The following is a 21,687-nucleotide window of genomic DNA, read 5'->3' as shown; positions in this document are numbered from 1 at the left end:
ACTATTCTATAATTACTTTTTTGGTAACACTTGTTGCATCATTATAAACACGCAGTAAATACATGTTTTGTGCTAATTCACTTACATCAATTCCTTTATCAGAAATAGTACCTTTCTTAACGATTCCACCTACTACGTTATACATTACATAATTATACTGTTTACTGTCAGCTATTTTAACGTTTAGAAGATCACTTGTAGGATTAGGGTATACGGTTACCTCTACCGTTGGAGCATCTATGGAATCTGAGCTAAGTGTAGAGTTTGCAATATTGATTTCCCATAAACCTCTACCAAAAGAACCAGCAACTAACTTATCTGCAGTATAATGAATTTCAATATCTCTTATATTTACATTAGGTAAGCCTTGGCCTAATCTACTCCAAGAAGTTCCTGAATTATTAGTGAAATAGACGCCTAATTCAGTAGCCAAAAATAAATATTCAGACGACTGGTTTTGTTTTAACATTACTTCATAGGTTACAATGTTAGGTAAATTACTAGAAATATTAGTCCAGCTAGTTCCACCATTAGTAGTCTTAAAGACTTTACTATTGTTATTATAACCACTGTAAGTTACGTACATATTATTATTGTTAGTACCATCAAAATCGACAGAACTTATTTCCCCAGAAGTTCCCGTTGGTAAACCTATGCTAGTCCAAGTGGTTCCTCCATTGCTTGAAAACTTAATAGACGAGAATGAAGCAGCCATAATTGCATTACCATGAGTAGCAATGGATATTAAATCTGTAAGACCAGAGTTAGTAGGGCTAATAGTCAAATTCATCGCGTTAGTAGCGTCAATTTTATAAACATCATTACTACCTGCATACAAGAAATTAGGGTTTGTTTTATTCATTTCAAGTGGGAAGTAAAAACTAGCCGAAGGAACAGAAACAAAATTCCCATTACCATTCAATTGTCCTTGAAAACCAGTATTTGTTTGTACAATTCCTCCATTTTGATCTGAAGCATATCTAATATCAGCATTATTATAATTAATAGCAGACTGTATTCCATCACCTAAGTTTACTGCATACCACGATCCATTTCTCTTACTGAATGCATCATTATCTTGATTAGACATCAAGTAAGAATCATCATTTGCAGATGGATTAATAGCAATAGAGTACGATTGTGTAACGATTACATTAGAAGATAGATAAGTAGTTGTAGGTTTAATGTCTGTTGTTGATGCGTAAGTAACATAATTTAATCCTCCATCATTCACACTCCAGAACTCTAGATCAGTGTCTAATTGCCCCATTCTATGATGATCTGAATGTACATAAACGCCAGAGTCCGTAGGGCCAGTCCACGCTTCATTAAGCGTATTAGTCCATGTCGCCCCATTATTTGTAGAAGATGCACCTCTTACTGCTCCAGTAAGAAAAAGACTGTTGTTGATTACCAAAGCCTGATTATAACCACTTTGCGAGTCATATCCTGGTGGAATAGTTCCGAAATCTACAAAAGTTCTACTTGTTTTATTAAATTTTCTAATTCTACCAGATTGGTCCTGAGTATAGAAATCCCCATTAGCATCAGTTGTAACTGACTTTTTATTAACGTTGCTAGTAAAATCGTAAGCATCCCAATTCACATCATTGTTATAATTATCAGTATAATAAACTTCTTGTCCTGATGTAAACATTATTTCAGTACCATTAAATGCGGCTCTACCTATTAAGGAGTTAGCAAATTGAGAATCATAAGCATTAGTCCAAGTAGCACCACCATCTAACGTCTTTTTAATAAATTGTTTTTCAGCAACGAAAACCGTGTTTGCGTCTATGACTATAATATCCCCCATTGTCATTTGTTGATCTGGAGTGTAAGTCAAACCTGTGGAGGAAAAAGTTTCACCACCATCTGTGGATTTCAGGACACCTATGGATTTAGACTGTTGACCATCATAATCTCCTGTAGAAACATAAATTGGTCGTGTTAAATAATTTGCAGTAGTAGTACCAGGTACGGTTCTAATATCTGTAACACCTATACCTGCTGCAAAATCTAACTTAGGTGCCCAAGTAGCGCCACCATCATTAGATTTCCAGATTCCGCCATCAGGAGCACCTACTAAAAGCACATCTTGACTTCTTGTTGTAGGATGCTTAATACGTAATAAAGTATTCAGACGTCCCATTTGTGGATAGTTTGTATATCCATTGTTATTTAAGTCCGCTTGTGCTGGTCCTACATTAGTCCAACTTTCATTAGATTGAGTGCTTTTAGCGATAAAAGGTTTTTGTAATTCACCAGTATTAGATAAGATTCCAGCATTGTAATAACCTTGAAGCTCATTAGGAAAAGTCCCATCTGCATTTACTCTAGGTTGCCAGTAAAAAACCCATCTTTCAAATTGTTTTTTAGCTTGACTATTTTTTCTGATAGAAAGATCCATTTCTGAAAATTCTTGTCTTGCTTGAGTTACAATTGTGTAATAATTTGCTTCAGACTCTTTGGCTATTTGTTTATAGTTTTGAGAAACCTGAGCTTGTCCAATAAATGCAATTGCACCTATTATAATTAGTAATATTTTGTTTTTCATAAAATTGACTTTAACATTTTTTTTGAATTTGTCGCTAAAATATAATCCGATTCTTGAATCTCAATTTTAAGATGGTACTCAATTACTACTCAAAAATATAAATGATTGTTAGTCAAATTTTTGCAAAAGTTCATTTAGTTCAATTTGCTGGTTTTCTCTTACTTTTTTATTGATTCTATACTTGTAGGAATCGATACTTTTCTCAGTTTTATTTAGTATTTCAGCAATTTTTTTATGACTCAAGCCTAGTTTAAAAAAGAAACAGATTTGAACTTCTTTATCTGTTAGATATGGCGCCACTTTTTTCAAATCATTGACAAAGGCATCTTCCACCATATTCAAATGTTTATGTGGATCTTCTGAACTGGAATCTATGTGAATGTTTATTTCATTGATCAAATTGTTATAAAAGTTTTTGTTACCATCTATTTTTTGGTTGATTAACTCTTTCTTTAATAATTCTAATTTTTGATTAGTAAGTTGATAATTCCCCCAAAGTTTATTGTAATTATCTTTGTATATTTTACTTTTCTCTTTGATCGCTTTTCTTGACTTATTAACGTAATAGACGATATAGATTAAAACTAAAATCAGTAATATAAAACCTAAAATATAACCAGATAATGAATATATCTTACTTTTATAATCACCTTCCTTTTCTTTCAAAACATTCAGAGTTGTTTTATTGCTTTTATCTATGTTGATTTTATTTAGTTCTAAAATGTTAGTTATCGAGTCTGAATACCTTAAAGCATTCACTTTATCGTCTAATCCATTGTATAGTTTTTTGTATAACTTATACGCAGGAACTCTATCTATCACTTCAATTTTTGAGAACGAAATCGAATCTAAAATTTGTATACCTTTTTTATATTTTTTGTTTTCTAAAGCTAGCTTGGATCGTAATACATTAAAAGTTGCTAACTCAAGTTCGCAACCACTATAATCTGTATTTGAAATAAAATTATTTTTAATAATCTCTTCGGCTTTTTCAAATTTTCCAAACTGATAACAAAATTCTGCTAAGAATGACAAGGAGTGTAATTGTGCGCAAAAGTCATTGTTAAAATCCTTATTAGAAAAGAAAGTTTCATACTTTGATAAGTAAGAAATATCGCCACTATCTAGCGCTAGAGCAAGCAAACTTTCCATCGAGTAATCCATATTCTCCTCGTCGTTATTTACTTTAGCTAGATCATAAGATTTTTGAAAGGTCGTCTTTGCATTTTCAAAGTCTTGTTGAATAGCATATAAAATTCCTAGGTTGGTAGTAGCGCTGTACTTGAAGTTGTAATCGCTTATGAAGGGCAAAACTCTTTTTAATTCATATATACCAAGTGAAAAGTTTTCTTGATCAAAAGCTAGCATCCCTCGGTAATAAGTTAGCTCAGGATATTTTTCAATATTATTACAAACATTGATGATGCTGTCTAATGTTTTGAGTGTTAATTTATTATTTTTATAGTCTAGTTCAATTTGTTTTGTAAAACGTTCACAATCTTGAGAAAACCCTATATAACTGAAAAAAAGAAGTATAAATAGAATAGGTGTTTTCATAGATAAGAAATTTAATAAGTTGATTTATGGTAAATGAAATTTGCTTTCTTAACTTGATTTTAATATTATAAGCAGGATGCTTCAAGAATACGAAAATTAATTTTAATGAAGTATTTCATCGACTCTTCTCAATTATCCAATTCTTGTTAAAAAAAAGCTGGTTAAACTTGCGCTTTCGCCCTGAGCTGCCTCAGGATATACTTCCATTTTTATGAGTAAAAATAGAAAGCGAAACACCTACAATCCTTATCTTTATCCATTAGAAAAAGAAGAACATTGCAAGATTATATTTCTCAACTTAACGACGCCCAAAAAGAACCAGTTTTACAGAAGGAAGGACCGATGATAGTCATTGCTGGAGCTGGATCTGGAAAGACGCGTGTACTTACATTACGCATCGCTTACTTGATGCAGCAAGGTGTAGATCCTTTTAATATCCTATCGCTCACTTTTACCAATAAGGCGGCGCGAGAGATGAAAAAACGTATCGGTGACATTGTAGGTGCGAGCCAGGCAAAAAACCTATGGATGGGAACTTTTCACTCGGTTTTTGCTCGTTTATTGCGTGTTGAGGCAGATAAATTAGGATATCCGTCTAATTTTACGATTTACGATTCGCAAGACTCTCAAAGGCTTACCAGCGCTATCATTAAAGAAATGGGACTGGATAAAGATGTGTATAAATACAAACAGATTTTTTCCAGGATCTCTTCTCTTAAAAACAGTTTGATCACAGTAAGAGCTTATTATAATGATCCAGAATTGAGAGAGGCAGACGAAATGGCGCGCAGACCTCGTTTTGGCGAGATTTATAAAGAATATGTAGAGCGCTGTTTTAAAGCTGGCGCGATGGATTTTGATGATTTATTGCTTAAGACTAACGAGCTGCTCAACCGTTTTCCTGATGTACTGGCCAAATATCAAAATAGATTTCAATACATCTTAGTAGATGAGTATCAGGATACCAACCATTCTCAGTATTTGATTGTAAAAGCGCTGTCAGATAAATTTCAAAATATTTGTGTGGTAGGTGATGATGCACAATCTATTTATGCTTTTAGAGGAGCAAATATCAATAACATTTTGAACTTCCAGCGGGATTATGATGATGTAAAAGCTTACCGACTGGAGCAAAATTACCGCTCTACTAAAAATATTGTAGAAGCGGCAAACTCTATTATCGAGCACAATAAAACAAAGCTTGATAAAGTGGTTTGGACAGCAAATGATGACGGTCCTAAAATCATCGTGCACCGACTAATGAGTGATGCCGAAGAAGGTCGTTATGTCGCCAGTTCCATTTTTGAGAACAAAATGCAGCACCAGCTAGGCAATGATCAGTTTGCGATTCTTTATAGAACAAATGCGCAATCCAGAGCTATGGAAGATGCACTGCGTAAAAAAGATATTCCTTACCGCATTTATGGTGGATTGAGTTTCTACCAGCGTAAAGAAGTAAAAGACGTGCTTTCCTATCTTAGACTAATTGTAAATCCTAAGGATGAAGAAGCTCTTAAAAGAGTCATCAATTATCCGGCTCGTGGAATAGGTGCAACGACCATGGACCGATTGATCGTAGCGGCAAAACAATACGACAGATCAATTTTTGAAGTCATTGAAAATATCGATCGAGTAGAAATCCAAATTAATAGTTCTACAAAAACAAAGCTGAAAAACTTTGTTACCATGATCAAGAGTTTTCAAGCGCTAGAAGAAACTCAAAATGTCTTTGAACTCACCGAGTACGTTTTAAAGAAAAGTGCTTTAATTACAGAACTTAAAAAAGACGGTACTCAAGAAGGGATTTCTCGTATTGAAAATATTGAAGAATTACTTAACGGTATGCGAGATTTTGTAGAAGGTCAAAAAGAAGTGGCCGATGCTCGCGGTGCACTATCAGAATTTTTAGAAGACGTCGCCCTTGCAACAGATCTTGATAATGATAAAGGAGACGATGATCGTGTTTCCTTAATGACTATTCACCTGTCTAAAGGGCTTGAATTCCCATACTTATACATAGTTGGTATGGAAGAAGATCTTTTTCCTAGTGGTATGGCAATGAATACTCGAGAAGATCTTGAAGAAGAGAGACGTTTATTTTATGTAGCACTCACAAGAGCTGAGCATCAAGCTTATCTTACCTACACTTTAAGTCGTTACCGATGGGGAAAACTAGTCGATGCAGAACCGAGTCGTTTTATCACAGAGATAGACGATCAATACCTAGAGTATACTACGCCACCAGATAATTACCGATATAAACCATTGCTAGATAGCGATCTTTGGGATGAACCAGATAAGTCTAAACTGCGCCAGAGCAAACCTAAAAACGGTACGCCACCTAGTGTGAACCAACCTAATCCAGAGCAAATAAGAAAACTGCGTAAAATGAAACCAGTGAGCAGTACTTCACAAAGCAGTAAACCTGCTGGATTTGAAGGAAAGCTGAAGCCAGGAATGACTGTGGAGCATGCGCGTTTTGGTCGTGGAACTGTCGTTAACCTTGAAGGAATAGGCGGCGAGAAAAAAGCCGAAATCAATTTTCAAGTAGGTGGATTAAAAAAGTTGTTGTTGCGTTTTGCAAAGCTAGATGTGGTAGAGTAAATAATTTGAGTTGTGATGGTTTTTATCCCGCTTTCGCGAAAGCGGGATCATTACATATTTACTGCTTGATCCTTCAAATCGATAAATTTTATTAAATTTACTTAAATTGATACTATAGATGAATCTAGAAAAAAGAAAATATAAGATCATTGAAAAATTAATGGAAGTTAATGATGAAGTAACTATTTATAATCTAAGCAAGATTTTAAACCTAACTGAAAACGACTTTTCAATTCCAGAACATCATATAGAAATTATAGATGCTCGATTAGATTCCTATTCAAAAAATACCAGTCAAATATTTGAATGGAATGATTTGAAAAACCAGTGGTAAATAAATATACTATTTATTACATGCCAGAAGTAAAGTTAGATTTACAAAAGGTGAGAGATTGGTATACAGCTATCAATGTAGAGTTATTGTCCAATTTCAGGGAAGACCTAAATTTACAATTAGAATATTTAATTCAGAATCCAGAGTATTTCCAACGACGTTATAGGAATTTGAGAATTATCAACCTTAAAAAGTTTCCTTATATCATATACTACATGGTTAACGAAATAGATTCTCAAATTGTACTTTTTGGAATTTTACACAACAAACGCCATCCAAATTTGATTCAAGAAAGAATGGCAAAGTAGTTTTTTGAATCTAAAACATCTTTCAATTACCTTTGAATACGTAACAGAAATAAATAGCTCTTGCCACTTAATTTTCTTTCTACACCTATAGATTACCTCGGCGGCGTTGGGCCAGAAAGAGCTAAGTTATTGCGTAGTGAATTGCATGTAGAAACCTATGGAGATTTAGCAAATTTATTTCCTAATCGGTATATCGATAAGACCAAGTATTACAAGATCAATCAGCTGGTTCCAGAAAGCGCTCAGGTGCAAATAGTAGGTAAAATTGTAAATGTCAAAACTGCAGGAGCAGGAAAAGCCACACGATTAGTCGCCACTTTTGCAGATGAAACCGGAAGAATGGAGCTCGTGTGGTTCCGTAGTCAGAAGCATTTTAGGGATAGTTTAAAGATAAATGAGCCTTACGTGGCTTTTGGTAAAGTGCAGCGTTACGGTTCTCAATATAGTATAGCACATCCAGATCTCGAGTTACTTAAGGATCATAAGTCTCGCAAACAAAGTGCTATGACACCTGTTTACCCTAGTACAGAAATGCTCGCCAAACGTAAAGTCACAAACACTTACATTGTCAAGTGTATGCGTAAGCTGTTTAGTGAGATCAATGGCTCCTTTGTCGAGACCTTGCCAGAAGATATGAGGGCGCACTATAAACTGGTTGGGAAAAATGATGCGATGGTCAATGCTCATTTTCCAAGTTCGCCAGAGATGTTGCGTGCCTCTATTTACAGGTTAAAGTTTGAAGAACTGTTCTTTATTCAAATGGAATTATTGCTTCAAAATAGAATCCGCAAAACCAAAATCAAAGGTTATGTTTTTGATCTAGTAGGAGAGAAATTTACCGATTTCTATAATAATCATTTGCCTTTTCAATTGACTGGAGCTCAAAAACGAGTAGTCAAAGAAATCCGGGCGGATATGGGAACCGGCGCTCACATGAACAGACTGCTTCAAGGAGATGTAGGCTCAGGAAAGACTATTGTTGCGGTTCTTACGGCATTACTTGCTTTAGATAACGGCTTTCAAGCCTGCATTATGGCACCTACGGAGATTCTTGCTCAACAACATTATGCTGGTGTTTCTGAATTGCTAGAAAGAACAAATATTACGGTTTCTATTCTTACAGGATCAGTTAAAACAAAAGATAGACGTGTGATTCATGAAGGTCTTGAGGATGGAAGTTTGGACATTCTTATTGGTACGCACGCGCTCATAGAAGACAAAGTCAAGTTTAAGAACTTAGGAGTTGCAATTGTGGACGAGCAACACCGTTTTGGCGTAGCTCAACGTGCTAAATTGTGGAAGAAAAACGATTTGCCACCGCACGTACTAGTAATGACAGCAACACCTATTCCTAGAACACTAGCAATGAGTTTATATGGCGATCTAGATATATCAGTGATTGATGAATTACCGCCTGGTCGTAAAGAGATTAAAACCGTGCATCGATATGATAAAAACAGACTTGCTGTTTTTAAATTTATAAGAGATGAAATTGATCTCGGGAGACAAGTTTATATGGTGTATCCGCTGATTGAGGAATCTGAAACACTCGATTATAAAGACTTGCAAGATGGCTATGGAAGTATCGTAAGAGAATTCCCATTACCTAAATATAATGTAAGCATCGTTCATGGCCGTATGAAACCAGAGGACAAAGACTACGAAATGAACCGATTTGTAAAAGGGGAAACACAAATTATGGTGGCAACCACGGTAATTGAAGTAGGTGTTAATGTTCCTAATGCAAGTGTAATGATTATAGAAAGTGCAGAGCGTTTTGGCCTCTCCCAATTGCACCAGCTACGCGGTAGAGTAGGACGTGGCGCAGAACAGAGTTATTGCATTCTCATGACTGGACATAAACTGAGTAATGACTCTAAAACCAGACTCAAGACAATGGTAGATACTACCGATGGTTTTCAAATTGCTGAGGTAGATCTTAAGCTAAGAGGTCCTGGAGATATAATGGGAACGCGACAAAGCGGTGTAATGGACTTGCGCCTGGCAGACATTGTGAAGGATAATCAGATTTTGGCATTGGCCAGAGAAGCTGCGCAAAAATTACTCGCAAAAGATATTAAAATAGAACTGCCAGAACATGCTGGAGTAAAAAGAGTCATGACATTTTTACAAAATAAAAAAGGACTCTGGAAATATATAAGTTAAGTTGAATTTGAATAAAAACCTCTTGCGTTAAAACCGCCTTCGACAGGCTCAGTCTGACAGTAAGTTAGATTAAACGTAATTTCTAGATTTTAATTATTCCGCTTTCGCGAAAGCGAGACCATAACAACCGTTTTGTTTCATTAAATCCAGTAGAATGAAATGAGAATTCAACACTAACGTTAAATAACTCTTTAATGATTGCTAGAGTAGGACATGCGTTGTAATTTGTACACGATTACGAATAATAACTATGGAATACAATAAAATACAAACGCTAGGTGACCTTAAAAAAGCTGGCTGGAAATCAAAATCAATAAAGGAAGAATTAAGAGATAATTTAATTCACAATATAAAAAATGATGTCGATTCATTCACTGGGATTCATGGTTATGAAAATACGGTAATTCCAGAGCTGGAGCGTGCCATATTATCGCGACATAATATTAATTTGTTAGGATTGCGAGGTCAAGCAAAAACACGTCTTGCAAGATTGATGACAGGCTTGCTGGATGAGTATATTCCTTATGTGACTGATAGTGAAATTCACGATGATCCACTAGCGCCTATATCTAGGAGCGCTATAGAATTGATCAAAGAACACGGTGATAAAACACCTATTTCATGGTTACATCGAGATGATCGTTTTTATGAAAAACTGGCAACGCCAGATGTTACTGTAGCCGATTTAATAGGAGATATAGATCCTATAAAAGCAGCTAATTTAAAACTTAGTTATGCTGACGATCGCGTGATCCATTATGGAATGATACCGCGCGCTAACCGCTGTATTTTTGTAATCAATGAATTACCAGATTTACAGGCTCGTATTCAGGTGGCTTTGTTTAATATTTTACAAGAAGGTGATATTCAAATACGTGGTTTTAAACTGCGCTTATCGCTAGATATGCAGTTTATTTTTACTGCAAATCCTGAAGATTATACAAACCGTGGTAGCATCGTGACGCCGTTGAAGGACAGAATAGGATCACAAATTTTAACTCATTATCCTGAGAATATCGCTATTGCGAAAACAATTACTCAACAAGAAGCCAAAAACGATTCCAGAACTGCAGAAGCGGTTTATGTGCCTGAGCTTGCAAAAGATGTTCTAGAGCAAATCAGTTTTTGTGCGAGAGACAGTGAGTATGTGGACGAAAAAAGTGGTGTAAGTGCGCGTATGAGTATTACCGCTTTTGAAAATTTATTGAGTACTGCAGAGCGACGTTCATTGATGAATGGCGATGAGAAAACAAGTATTAGATTTTCTGACTTTACAGGAATTATTCCAGCAATTACAGGTAAAGTAGAGTTGGTTTATGAAGGCGAACAAGAAGGAGCAGCATTTGTAGCAAATGAATTGATAGGTGAGGCGACTAAAACTTTATTTCCACAATATTTCCCAGAGATTAAAAAACTGGTAAAAGGTGATGAGGAAACTCCTTATGACAAACTCATAGAATGGTTTTTCAATAATGAAGGTCTAGAATTATTGGACGAATTGAATGACAATGATTATCAAGTGCTGATTGATCAAATTGAACCATTAGAAGACCTTGTGCAAAAATACCAGCCAGAGACAACTAAGGAAGATCGTAATTTTATGAAAGAATTTATTCTTTGGTCTCTTGTTGAATTTGATAAACTGAGTAAAAAACGCTTTACTGAAGGTTACCAGTTCAATGATTTATACAGCGACTTTATTAAAGGTATTTAAAGTGTCTCTGTCAATTTCCTAGATCAATCTATGAGCTGAATTTTACTTAAGCTTGCCCATAATTTGAAAATTAGTTTTTTAAATTATGAGCAAGCTTTTTTAGTTTAAAATAGCATGAGTTATTTGTTGATAGTTTAATAGGTATTTTTATTCTTAAGTAATTAGAAGTATTTTCGGACATATTTTAATAAGAGCTTTAATAGCTCTAATGTTTTTTATTTTTTATGTCCTTTACTCGCAATTCTATTTTTCTGATCGTTGTTTTAATGATATCTGTTTCTTTAACCAGTTGTAATGACAATGATAAAAAGCCTGAAGTTGATACGGAATTATTTGCTGTTGAAGATCTAGCTAAAGTTATAGAAAACGGTTTCAACACTTATCGATCTGATAGTATTAAGAGTAACTTTAGTCCAGTGTTGTTTTCATGGCGACTGGGATCTGACTTTAAAACAAAAAATACTGCGGCAGAGCGTCAAGGTTTTTATAGCGCGTTTAATATGCTATATAAACAAAGCATAGATTCCTACGTAGAAAGCGTAGAATTATTAGACCTAGAAGTATTGCTTTTTGACATTCATAAAAAAGACAATGTTTACAGATTGAATTATTATGTAACGGATCAAGATGAGAGAGTTGTGAATTACTTGATCTTCTATGTAGATAAAGATCGCAATGGAGATTATCAGGTCGTCAATTTTTATAATGTTAGCTCCGGTTTTACCTATAGTGATATGATAGGTGAATACATAGATGGAAATAACTATGGAAGTAACAGGTCTGAGATGATTGCTCTTGAAAAAGCTGCAAATAAAAGAGATGTAGCTATTTATAATTCCTCTATAGGTAAGCATAAAGAAGCTTATGAGAAAATGAAAACTATAGATTACAAATACTTGAACTCGTCTGGATTTGCACAATATAAAATGATTTTTGCTTCCAAAATTTCAGTCAGTCTTTATAAGGAAGAACTGGAATGGATGAGCGCTATTACCCATAATGAAGTAAGTAAAAAATATTACGAATGTATTTCTCTTACATTAGACATAGAAAATGAAGCAGCCTCTGAGAAGTGTGTAATGGAGTTTGAGGAATTACTTATTTCTAGTTAAGTATAAAAAATTATTTCTTTTACGTGAGAACCAAAGTAGGTTTCTTGTAAGTATTTATATCGATGTAACGGATTCAACAACAGTTTTTTGACCCTATTAAATAGATGGTTAGGGTTTGATTTAAATTTAGTAACTTTAGAAAATGATTAAAAACTAACTAAACCACCTAACCGATGAATTATCAAAGAAGAACTTTTCTTAGAAATATTGGGCTTACGGCCGTTTGTGCGCCATTAGCAGCAAATCTTTCTTTTGGAAATAAAATACTTGATTTAGACACTTCCAGTTTAAGTCCATCTATTTTAAAGAAACTAGAAAATAATAGGTATGACATTTTATTTGAAGAATCTTTTATGCTAAATGAGAAGTGTAGAGCTATTCCTGTGGTAAAGAAAACGATATTTTCTGGTAGTGAGAAAAGCTTATTAGTTCTTATGGACGACGACAGTCACTTTATTTTAAATGAAAAGCAAGTAGCTAGTTACAGCAGTTTTTTGACTAGTTTTAACGCTAACTCAAATCACGTGGCCTCTTTAGGAAACATCCAATTAAAATCTAGAAATATTACCACACCAGCAGAAATACTTAAAGGTGATAACGATAAAGACTTTGTGTTCAAAAATCAGCACGGTAGAGTAATCACTGTGAGTAGTAAAAGTAAAGACGCACACATCAATATTGCTTAGTCTAAGGAATATTGTATTATTAGATCTGATTCAATTTTGAAAAGAGTTGGATAAAAAAAGGTTATTGATTCTGGAATAATAGAATCAATAACCTTTTTGCCTTTTAATGATTATTTGAAACGTTGAATCAGTTTCAAGAGATCATAAGTTAAGAATGCTTAATCTTATCTATTAAGCTTTACCACCTAAAAGAAGCACTTGATCGCAAACTACTTCTGTAGTATATCTTTTTTCGCCAGCTTTGTCTTCCCATTGTCTAGTGACAAGTTTTCCTTCAACGCCTATCTTGTTCCCTTTTTTAACGTACTGAGATATAATACCTGCAGTACCATTAAATGCTACGACACGATGCCATTGTGTATCGGTTACCTGCTCACCTTGCTTGTTAGTATAACGATCTGTTGTAGCTAGTGAGAACTTCACTAGTGTTTTACCGTCATTTAAATTGATAGTTTCTGGATCTTGTCCTAGGTTACCGATTAACTGTACTTTGTTGCTTAGATTACTCATAATAAATTTGTTTGTATGGGTTATAAATTAGTTAAGTGCCATCGTTTGTTTTTGATGACGGTGCAAATATGAGACAGCATACAAATCGCAATAGTATTTTAAACGTTTGCTTACGTTTATTTACGTTTGTAAGTGATTGTAATTTTTGAAAAGCCTATGATACTTATAAAATTCAAGAAATGAAGAGAATTTAAATTTGATACGTATTTTTTGTTTAGTTTTAGGATGTAGCAGGTAGATAGTTATATTCTACTAGTGTATAATTTAACAAAGTCTCAAAATGCCATTTCCAATTGACGAAAAATATATAGAAGAAACTGAATCGGAATTGAAAGTAAAGTTCCCATCTGAATTTAAAAGCCGAATGATAAAATCAAATGGTGGAGAATTATTGATTTCAGACGAGTTTGAATTTGAACTTTATCCTTTTTTTGACAAATCTGACAAGAAGAGGATAAGTCGGACTTGTAATCATATTGGACTTGAAACAAAAAACGCTCGTAAATGGAATGGATTTCCTGAAAATGGAATCGCAATTGGTTCGGACGGATTTGGAAATTTAATAATACTGACTCATAGCGGAAACGGTATTCTGACTGACAAGGTATATTTCTGGAATCACGAAACTGGAGATCAAAGCATAATTGCGAAATCAATTAATGAATTAGATGAATAATAGTTGGCAACAATACGAATGAAACCGTGAAACCAAGAGAAAAGAAAATATATTTAAGAGAAACTACGGACATTTCATTGCTCGAAGAAAAATCTGAATATTCTTTCACGAACATTCTACCATTAAGACACATAAATATTATAGATAGAGATATTTATTTCAATCGTATTTATGAAAATCAGAAAAAAGGTAAAATTCAGTTGCAGAAAATGTTAGACGAAGTTAAAAAAGTCACATTTTCTAAAGATGAATTAATACATTGGTTTTATAAAGTAAAAGATGATGCTGTAAACGAAGCTCATCATATAATGATAAGACACGAAGCATCATTTGGAGGAGATGATAGTGACATAGATTTTGAAAGAATTGGATTGCTTACAGGGATTTATGAAGAAGCCGAAAAGTTTATTTCAATAATGATAGCTATTGAGCCAATAGATAAAAATTCACCTCACTACTCGATTTTAGACGAGTTAGAGCAAATCGATAAAGAGTTTATTGAGTCCAACAATATTCCTGGTTTCTATAATGTTCAAAGCCATCCTAAATATAAATTAAGAAAGTTTCAAGTTAAAAATTTACACGAGGATTGGTATAGCGAATTAGATAAATACAAAGACTCTGAACATATTTCAGAAGAATTTGGCAATATAGAACGCCTTTTGGATAGATATCATAGTGATTTCACTTGGTCGATGTATAAAATAAAACCGAGAGGCGAAATAAAATCCTATTTAGAGTTTCATTATAATTCTTTTAAAAAAGACAAGTACTTATTCGTTAATCACATTGAGTTTAGAATACTGCCTCAATTAGAAAATTTCACAAGAACTGACCATAAGCTTTACGAAAAGCTAATTTATGAATGGATAAACGAGAAGAGAGAAAAATTAAATAATGAAGAGAAAGATTTTTTATTAAACTCAATTACAAGTGTTTGTTTGACCTTTTTAGATAATGTGTTTGAATACAAAAAAGCCCAAAGTGAAAATAAATACAATATTATATTAAGAGATTTTTTAAAGCACCGAATTAATAATAGAAAATGGAGTATTAAAGACCAATCAATGGGTGGAACAACTGACCCAAAAGTTGAGAGTAATACCTCTGGAATAGCATTTCGAGATTTAATAATTGAAAACGAAGATGGCAATCATTTATCTGCAATAGAATGTTTACGAATAAAATCAATTCCTAAAGATGAATCGTCTGACACAATAATCAAAGAACATTTAGTGAAAATTTTCAGAAATGAACCGATTGGAATAAGTCCTCTATTTGTTATTTCATATTGCGAGACTAAAAGCTTTGAAGATACTTGGAATAAATATTTGAATTACATTACGCAAATTGATTTTGGACAGTATCAACATTTAAGTTTAGAAACAGAAATCGGAATTGAAGAATATTCTAACCTTAAAGTTGCGAAAATGAATCATTATAGAAGCTTGAAAAACATCGAAGTTTATCACTTATTTATAAATATGAATCCGTAAAGTACTGTTGCCAACAAGGTGTATAATTCATTGCTATTTAGAGCCTGTTTACGAAAGTCCTCGCGGACTTTTTATCTGTGTTTTATTTGCTAACTTTAGTGCTTAAACACGCAACGAAATCATACACTAGACCGATATTGACTTACAGATAGATAATAATCTAATCTCATCAGATTCAAAATAGCTTATAAAGAACTTTTACTCATTTAACTTAAGATTTTACTATTTGAGATGACAGATTTCAATTATTCATTGCATAAACTTGTTACCAAAACACTAAACGATTAGAAGAATAATTATTAAAATTTTTTGACATTACTAATTTTTTAGTCTCGAAAAATAAATATGAAATCAAATGATTAAGGAAAGTTTATCCAGACGTTCAAAAGTAATTTTACGATTCAATTGAAAAAATCACTTTACATCTTATCCACAATAATCATTTTACTTGTGATTGGCATTTTTGTTTCTAAAAAGGTCAATCTGAATCCAAATTATAAAGTAGGGCAAAAAATTGACAGTTTGAATGGTATCGCAGTCTATTATAATGGCGGTGTAGGAAATGTGGCTGGACGCGAGATAACTAAAGATGGTTACAACATTGGTCTAAAATACCAATGCGTAGAATTTGTAAAGCGATATTACTTCAAAGAATTACACCATAAAATGCCTGACAGCTACGGAAATGCAAAAGACTTCTTTAATTCAAACTTACAAGATGGAGCGTTCAATAACCAGCGAGGATTGAAGCAATATATTAATCCTAGTACTAGCAAACCTCAAGTAAATGATATCATCATCTATTCTAGTTCTGTATTCAATAAATACGGACATGTTTCTATTGTTTCTGAAGTAAATGAAAATAGAATTGAGATCATTCAACAGAATCCTGGACCTTTTGGAAATTCAAGAGAAAACTATAAATTAATTGAGAAAAATGGAAAATGGAGAATTGATCACGACCGTATCTTGGGATGGTTAAGGAAGTAAACTATCATTTAAAAAGACACTTTCCCTTCAATTTCGCTTTTGCAAAAGCGAAATCACGAATGAAATTTAAATTACAACTAGCACATAAAGTTTTGTGTGCTACAGAATCATCGCTTAGGGTTAATGTTAAAATTGTAATACTTAAATTTAAGTTCTATTTTTTAATAGCCCAGATACTTAAAAAAAATAAAAGCTAGAACTACACAAAACAACTTATCGCATGAACGCAATACAACTTCCTTTTAAATTTGATGTAGAGTTGATTAAAAAAGAACTTTCTCAATTCTCAAAGGAAGATTACCGCGATATCTATAACTCGTCTGTAACATTAGAGACTTTATGGCTTATTCATTTAATAGAGCCTATTAATGATACTAATGGGTTACCTGTTTTTTTACCTAATGCAACACTTAAAAAATGTCCTTATTTGTTGTCTGTTTTTGAGACGTTTCTTTGTCCTGTAGAGACTTTTAGAATTCACGTGCTCGATCCAGGAGCCAGTATCCAGCCGCATCGTGATAATGGTTATAGTATGGAAAATGGAATGGTACGACTTCACATACCTATTCAAACTCATAAAAAAGTCCAACTAATAATTGATAAGGAGCCTGTTGTCATGCACGCAGGTGAGTGCTGGTACTGTAATTTTCATAAAGTCCACGAGGTTCACAATAAAAGCGATGAGCCTAGGATTCATCTTATATTGGATTGTAAAGTAAATGAATGGTTTAAAGAAATTTTTGAAAAATCACTCGCCTAATTATTTGTCATTGGAGTGAACCATATATGATTGAACTTACAATAAATTTTGAAGGCTTATTCCGTTTAGTGGCATTCTTGATGGTATCTTTGAAATAATTGAAATATTATCTTCACGCCATTAGAATAGAAACTCAATTCTATTTGGTAAAAGAAATAACTGTTCCTTAATTTGTAGGTGGATGTTGTTACCGCTTTCGCGAAAGCGGAATTAAGAACCAACCCAATTCTAAAGTAAGAATCAGTAAAGAAAATAATGATATTTTGTTGCTCATAAAATATATAAAAACAATGCAAAGATGGATTTAAAAGTAGGAGAAAAAGTGCAGATAATCATCGAAAAAGAGACGCCACTAGGTTATACAGTACTCATAGAAAATGGAGAAGAAGGATTGTTGTACCACGACGAAGTGTTTACAGAACTTACTGAAAATGAAGAGGTAACTGGTTACATAAAAAACATAAGAGAAGACGGTTTAATAGATGTTTCTCTACGTCCACAAGGTTTTCTTAATGTAATAGATAAAGATGTAGATCGAGTGTTAAGCGAGTTGCATGAAAGTCCCAACGGTTATCTTCTACTTACCGATAAAAGCCCGGCAGATCATATACGTTACCATCTAGAAATGAGCAAAAAAGCCTACAAAAGAGCACTAGGTAAATTATATAAAGATAAAATTATCACGATTTCTGATGATAAAGTGGAGTTAGTAAATAAAGACTAAATAGTGAAGTCTTTTGAATATATATATTTATGAATTTTTGTTTTATTTAGGTATGACTTCTTTAAACATTCATAAAATTAAATTTTATCAATTTCTAAACGAGGATCTTACAATAGAACAATTTAAAAATTGGGTGTTTGAGAATGAAGAATTGGAAAGGATTTTAGGTATAGATCATCATAATGATTTATTATCTTATAATTTTAAAAGTACTTTTCTGAGTTCTTACATTAAATCTTTGGTGAAGAAATGTTTTGATTGGGAAGATTTTGAGAGATGGAGAACTATTGTATTATTTAAAAAAATCAACACTGGTGCTATAGAAATGGTTTTAGCATCACACAAATTAAGGGATATCTATTTAGAGCAAAAAGAAGAGTTGAAGTATTCTTTTATCAATATTAGTCTTGCGATAGGTTATGAAAGTGAATTTATTAAATATCCAATAGAGTCTGAATATTCACATTGGAACATTGAGGCATTGAACAAACTCTTAGAACCTTTAAATTTTTATAAAGAATCATTCTTGAAAGACGTCAACGAAAATCTTGAACAGTTACTCAATTCGGAAACTAAAATATAAGCTGTAAACTCAAATACCTTTAATGAAAATCGAATTTGAAAATCTGCAAAGAAATATTAAGAGGAAATACAGCTTTAAATTCCGACCAGAATTTTCTGAATCTTTTAAAACTGAAATTAAAGATAGTGAGATCATTCCGCTTATTTTAGAAGTTTTTGAGCAATTAGAATGGCCTGTTGTTTATAGAGATGATCAATCTGTAGAGGCAAAAAGAAAAGGCGATTGGAATAAACTGACAGAAAAAATTACGGTTACAAAAAATGCTTTTGGTAAAATTGAGGTCTACAGTAAAAGTATAGAAGGGAACTTTATTGATTTTGGTAAAAATTCTAAAAGAACTGGTTTGTTTATTGCCGTTTTTAAAAAGCTGGCTATAGAATATCAATCTAGCGGTCAACTTACAGAACTACAAACTGAATTTGAAAAAGAAAATAATTGGGACGATTACGAAATCCCATTAGAACTTCCTAAACCTAAAGCAACCGCGCCACCTAACATGACTCTTATTTCAATAAGTGCTTTTGTTATTGCCATTTTATTTGGAGTCCTTATGGCTTATTTAACGGTACAATTCACTCATGTTATTATAATTTATGAAGTAGGTGCAGGAATAGGTATGGGATATATTTTTGGTCAGGTATTGAAGAAAGCCAATTGCACAGACTTTGAATTCATTCAAAAAGTCATTATAGGAATGGTGGCTGTATTATTTCTAACCAATCAATACATACAATTTCAATTGATACTAGCTGACTATAATTATCTAGAATTGGATTTTCTTAAATTTATGAAAGCGAGATGGGAAAGTGGCTTGACCATAGAAAATTTAGAAACAGGATGGATAGGTCTTGTTTTAAGCTGGGCGATTCAGTTATTTTTTATCTACCACATTGCTATGTTTAAGATTTCATTACTTATTGCCAAGTATATTATTGATAAAATTCCAGGACAGGTGATAGAATACACCATGTATCTTTTTGAAATGGAAAAGTCAGAAAGTGAAGTAAGAGCGGCGCTCGCTCTTAAAGGTTGGAAGAAAAAAACAGATCAAGACGATGTATTTGAAGCATTGGCAGAAATAAACGGTTTCCATGAGATGCGCCGAGAGTAATTGCTTTCTCTAACTTATTATTACTTTGTTATCCATTTACAAATTTCGGTATCCTGAAAAATGAAATGGGTTTAAGCAATTTGTTCATTTACTAAATTGCAATTCACTAAATTTAACCATCCATAAATTTTGCCTCCAATGAAACATTATTCTAAACTTATTCTAATCGGTTTTTTATTCCTATTTATAGCTTCTTGTAATCAAAGTAAAAAAGAAAATCAAGATGCTATGACTACTATAGAAACCAATATAGAAGTTGAAAAGAGAGATAATTTGTTGGTGTTAAATGGAAAAGAACGCTGGATAGCTAATAATGAAACTACCGCAGGAATTAAGGCTATGGTGCAATTAACCCAATCCTTTCAACATACTGATGACATAGCTTCTTATAGAATGTTGAAGACACAACTAGAATCTGAACTGGCCACGATTTTCAAAAAGTGCACGATGAAAGGCGAAGCGCACGATCAATTACACAATTATTTATTGCCCTTACAAGAAAGAATTAGCAAACTAGAATTAAGCGATGTGAGTGCGTCTAAATCTATTGTTGAAGAATTGAAAATGTACTTATTAGTTTACGAAAATTACTTTGTGTAATATTTAAAAAGGAATCTTTTAATTTTCCTATCTTAATAATATTCATCTCCTGCGATAATTATCTAATCAAAGATGTTGGATAGGAGTTACACTTAGTTTTTAATTGCGCTAATTATCAAAATGGCTCATTTTAAAAGCCTCGTTTATTTAAAATCATCATGAAAGAAGACCAACTATTTAAAGATTTAAAAACAAAATACGACGCTATAGGTCAAGATGTTAATACACATTTGAGTGGTTTATTGTATTCTAAGCCTATTACCTATTGGGATTATATCCAGCCAGAGGCGTTGCTCAATTTACAGGTGCAACGCACTAATTTACCTGACGAAATGGTATTTATAATGTACCATCAAATCAATGAATTGTTGTTTAAGATGATCTTGTGGGAAATTGATCAAATAGCTAGCCATCACGATTTAAAAACAGCTTTTTTTGCTGAGCGACTGGACCGAATCAGCCGTTATTTTGATATGCTTTCTTCTTCTTTTCAAATCATGGGAGATGGAATGGAAGTAGAGCAGTACATGAAATTTAGAGATACATTGACACCAGCAAGTGGTTTTCAAAGTGCGCAGTATAGAAAGATAGAATTTGCCTCTACCGAGTTGATTAATTTAATAGATGTACGCTTTAGAGATACTATAGATCGCAATACACCTTTTAGCCATGCCTTTGATCATTTGTACTGGCAAGCAGCAGGTAAAGATCATAAAACCGGTAAGAAGTCGACGCTTCTTCAATTATTTGAAGATAAGTACATGGACGATTTTATTGTGTTTATGAAAACCTACAACACCAGCAACTTGTGGACAAAGTTCAAATCACTACCAGATGATGATCAAAAAGATTTAAAATTACGCAATGCCATGAGGCATTATGATCATACTGTAAATGTACTTTGGGTAATGGCGCATTTTAATGCTGCAGCAAAATATTTGAATAGTGGTAATACAGAAGTAGAAGCAACAGGTGGCAGCAACTGGCAAAAATACATGCACCCTAGATATCAAAAACGAATTTTCTTTCCAGATCTATGGACAGAAGAAGAACTTAAGAATTGGGGAATTACAAATTTAGAAGGTCACGAGGTGTTGAGGTAAGTGGAGCTTATTGATAAACTGATTGAATTATAATGGTAAAAACAACAGCCATAATTAAAAATAAGCTCAGTAGTAGATTATAAACTATTTGTTGAA

At 33.2% G+C, this 21,687-nt stretch carries 19 protein-coding genes; 16 read left to right on the top strand and 3 right to left on the bottom strand.

What is annotated here, in order from left to right:
• Position 1 precedes the first annotated feature (1 nt).
• On the bottom strand, positions 2-2,557 hold the full coding sequence (locus DDD_RS01230; protein ID WP_015360890.1) for a T9SS type A sorting domain-containing protein: 2,556 nt from the start codon (positions 2,555-2,557) through the stop codon (positions 2-4).
• A 108-nt stretch (positions 2,558-2,665) separates the two neighbouring features.
• Positions 2,666-4,114, bottom strand: coding sequence for a helix-turn-helix transcriptional regulator (locus DDD_RS01225; protein ID WP_015360889.1), 1,449 nt, complete (start codon positions 4,112-4,114; stop codon positions 2,666-2,668).
• A gap of 276 nt (positions 4,115-4,390) precedes the next feature.
• Here DDD_RS01225 and DDD_RS01220 point away from each other — a divergent pair, with 276 nt between their 5' ends.
• The 7 genes from DDD_RS01220 (at position 4,391) to DDD_RS01190 (ending at position 13,038) form a co-directional block, all read left to right on the top strand.
• The gene (locus tag DDD_RS01220) at positions 4,391-6,718 is read left to right on the top strand and encodes an ATP-dependent helicase (protein ID WP_015360888.1); all 2,328 of its coding nucleotides are present in this window, start codon (positions 4,391-4,393) and stop codon (positions 6,716-6,718) included.
• A 118-nt stretch (positions 6,719-6,836) separates the two neighbouring features.
• Positions 6,837-7,052: a hypothetical protein gene (locus DDD_RS01215; protein ID WP_015360887.1), complete on the top strand. Its 216-nt coding sequence runs from the start codon at positions 6,837-6,839 to the stop codon at positions 7,050-7,052.
• Between the two features lie 20 nt (positions 7,053-7,072).
• The gene (locus DDD_RS01210; protein WP_015360885.1) at positions 7,073-7,360 is read left to right on the top strand and encodes a type II toxin-antitoxin system RelE/ParE family toxin; all 288 of its coding nucleotides are present in this window, start codon (positions 7,073-7,075) and stop codon (positions 7,358-7,360) included.
• Positions 7,361-7,420: 60 nt separating this feature from the next.
• Positions 7,421-9,526, top strand: a complete 2,106-nt coding sequence (recG, locus tag DDD_RS01205) for an ATP-dependent DNA helicase RecG (protein ID WP_015360884.1) — start codon at positions 7,421-7,423, stop codon at positions 9,524-9,526.
• 250 nt (positions 9,527-9,776) lie between these two features.
• Positions 9,777-11,240: a magnesium chelatase subunit ChlI gene (locus tag DDD_RS01200; RefSeq protein ID WP_015360883.1), complete on the top strand. Its 1,464-nt coding sequence runs from the start codon at positions 9,777-9,779 to the stop codon at positions 11,238-11,240.
• 266 nt (positions 11,241-11,506) lie between these two features.
• Positions 11,507-12,352 carry a hypothetical protein gene (locus DDD_RS01195; RefSeq protein WP_015360882.1) on the top strand — a complete coding sequence of 282 codons (846 nt, stop codon included), beginning with the start codon at positions 11,507-11,509 and terminating at the stop codon, positions 12,350-12,352.
• Between the two features lie 173 nt (positions 12,353-12,525).
• A complete protein-coding gene (locus DDD_RS01190) occupies positions 12,526-13,038 on the top strand; it encodes a hypothetical protein (protein ID WP_015360881.1) in 513 nt (170 codons plus the stop codon).
• A gap of 171 nt (positions 13,039-13,209) precedes the next feature.
• Here DDD_RS01190 and DDD_RS01185 read toward each other — a convergent pair whose 3' ends face one another.
• Positions 13,210-13,548, bottom strand: coding sequence for a single-stranded DNA-binding protein (locus DDD_RS01185; RefSeq protein ID WP_015360880.1), 339 nt, complete (start codon positions 13,546-13,548; stop codon positions 13,210-13,212).
• Positions 13,549-13,828: 280 nt separating this feature from the next.
• Here DDD_RS01185 and DDD_RS01180 point away from each other — a divergent pair, with 280 nt between their 5' ends.
• From DDD_RS01180 to DDD_RS01135, 9 genes are all read left to right on the top strand, one after another.
• A complete protein-coding gene (locus DDD_RS01180; RefSeq protein ID WP_015360878.1) occupies positions 13,829-14,224 on the top strand; it encodes an SMI1/KNR4 family protein in 396 nt (131 codons plus the stop codon).
• Positions 14,225-14,250: 26 nt separating this feature from the next.
• Positions 14,251-15,720 carry a hypothetical protein gene (locus DDD_RS01175; protein ID WP_015360877.1) on the top strand — a complete coding sequence of 490 codons (1,470 nt, stop codon included), beginning with the start codon at positions 14,251-14,253 and terminating at the stop codon, positions 15,718-15,720.
• Between the two features lie 450 nt (positions 15,721-16,170).
• On the top strand, positions 16,171-16,710 hold the full coding sequence (locus tag DDD_RS01170) for a CHAP domain-containing protein (RefSeq protein WP_015360876.1): 540 nt from the start codon (positions 16,171-16,173) through the stop codon (positions 16,708-16,710).
• A 220-nt stretch (positions 16,711-16,930) separates the two neighbouring features.
• Positions 16,931-17,470: an aspartyl/asparaginyl beta-hydroxylase domain-containing protein gene (locus tag DDD_RS01160; protein WP_015360875.1), complete on the top strand. Its 540-nt coding sequence runs from the start codon at positions 16,931-16,933 to the stop codon at positions 17,468-17,470.
• 298 nt (positions 17,471-17,768) lie between these two features.
• A complete protein-coding gene (locus tag DDD_RS01155; protein WP_015360873.1) occupies positions 17,769-18,194 on the top strand; it encodes a S1 RNA-binding domain-containing protein in 426 nt (141 codons plus the stop codon).
• Positions 18,195-18,207: 13 nt separating this feature from the next.
• Positions 18,208-18,777, top strand: a complete 570-nt coding sequence (locus DDD_RS01150; protein WP_148285386.1) for a hypothetical protein — start codon at positions 18,208-18,210, stop codon at positions 18,775-18,777.
• Positions 18,778-18,799: 22 nt separating this feature from the next.
• Positions 18,800-19,888 (top strand): hypothetical protein, encoded by a 1,089-nt coding sequence (locus DDD_RS01145; protein ID WP_015360871.1) that lies wholly within the window; start codon positions 18,800-18,802, stop codon positions 19,886-19,888.
• Between the two features lie 138 nt (positions 19,889-20,026).
• Positions 20,027-20,488 carry a hypothetical protein gene (locus tag DDD_RS17180; protein ID WP_015360870.1) on the top strand — a complete coding sequence of 154 codons (462 nt, stop codon included), beginning with the start codon at positions 20,027-20,029 and terminating at the stop codon, positions 20,486-20,488.
• Positions 20,489-20,646: 158 nt separating this feature from the next.
• Positions 20,647-21,591, top strand: a complete 945-nt coding sequence (locus DDD_RS01135; RefSeq protein ID WP_015360869.1) for a tryptophan 2,3-dioxygenase family protein — start codon at positions 20,647-20,649, stop codon at positions 21,589-21,591.
• The last annotated feature ends 96 nt before the right edge of the window (positions 21,592-21,687 follow it).

The organism is Nonlabens dokdonensis DSW-6, assembly GCF_000332115.1.
GTDB lineage: Bacteria > Bacteroidota > Bacteroidia > Flavobacteriales > Flavobacteriaceae > Nonlabens > Nonlabens dokdonensis.
This window is presented reverse-complemented; position numbering and strand designations above follow the sequence as displayed.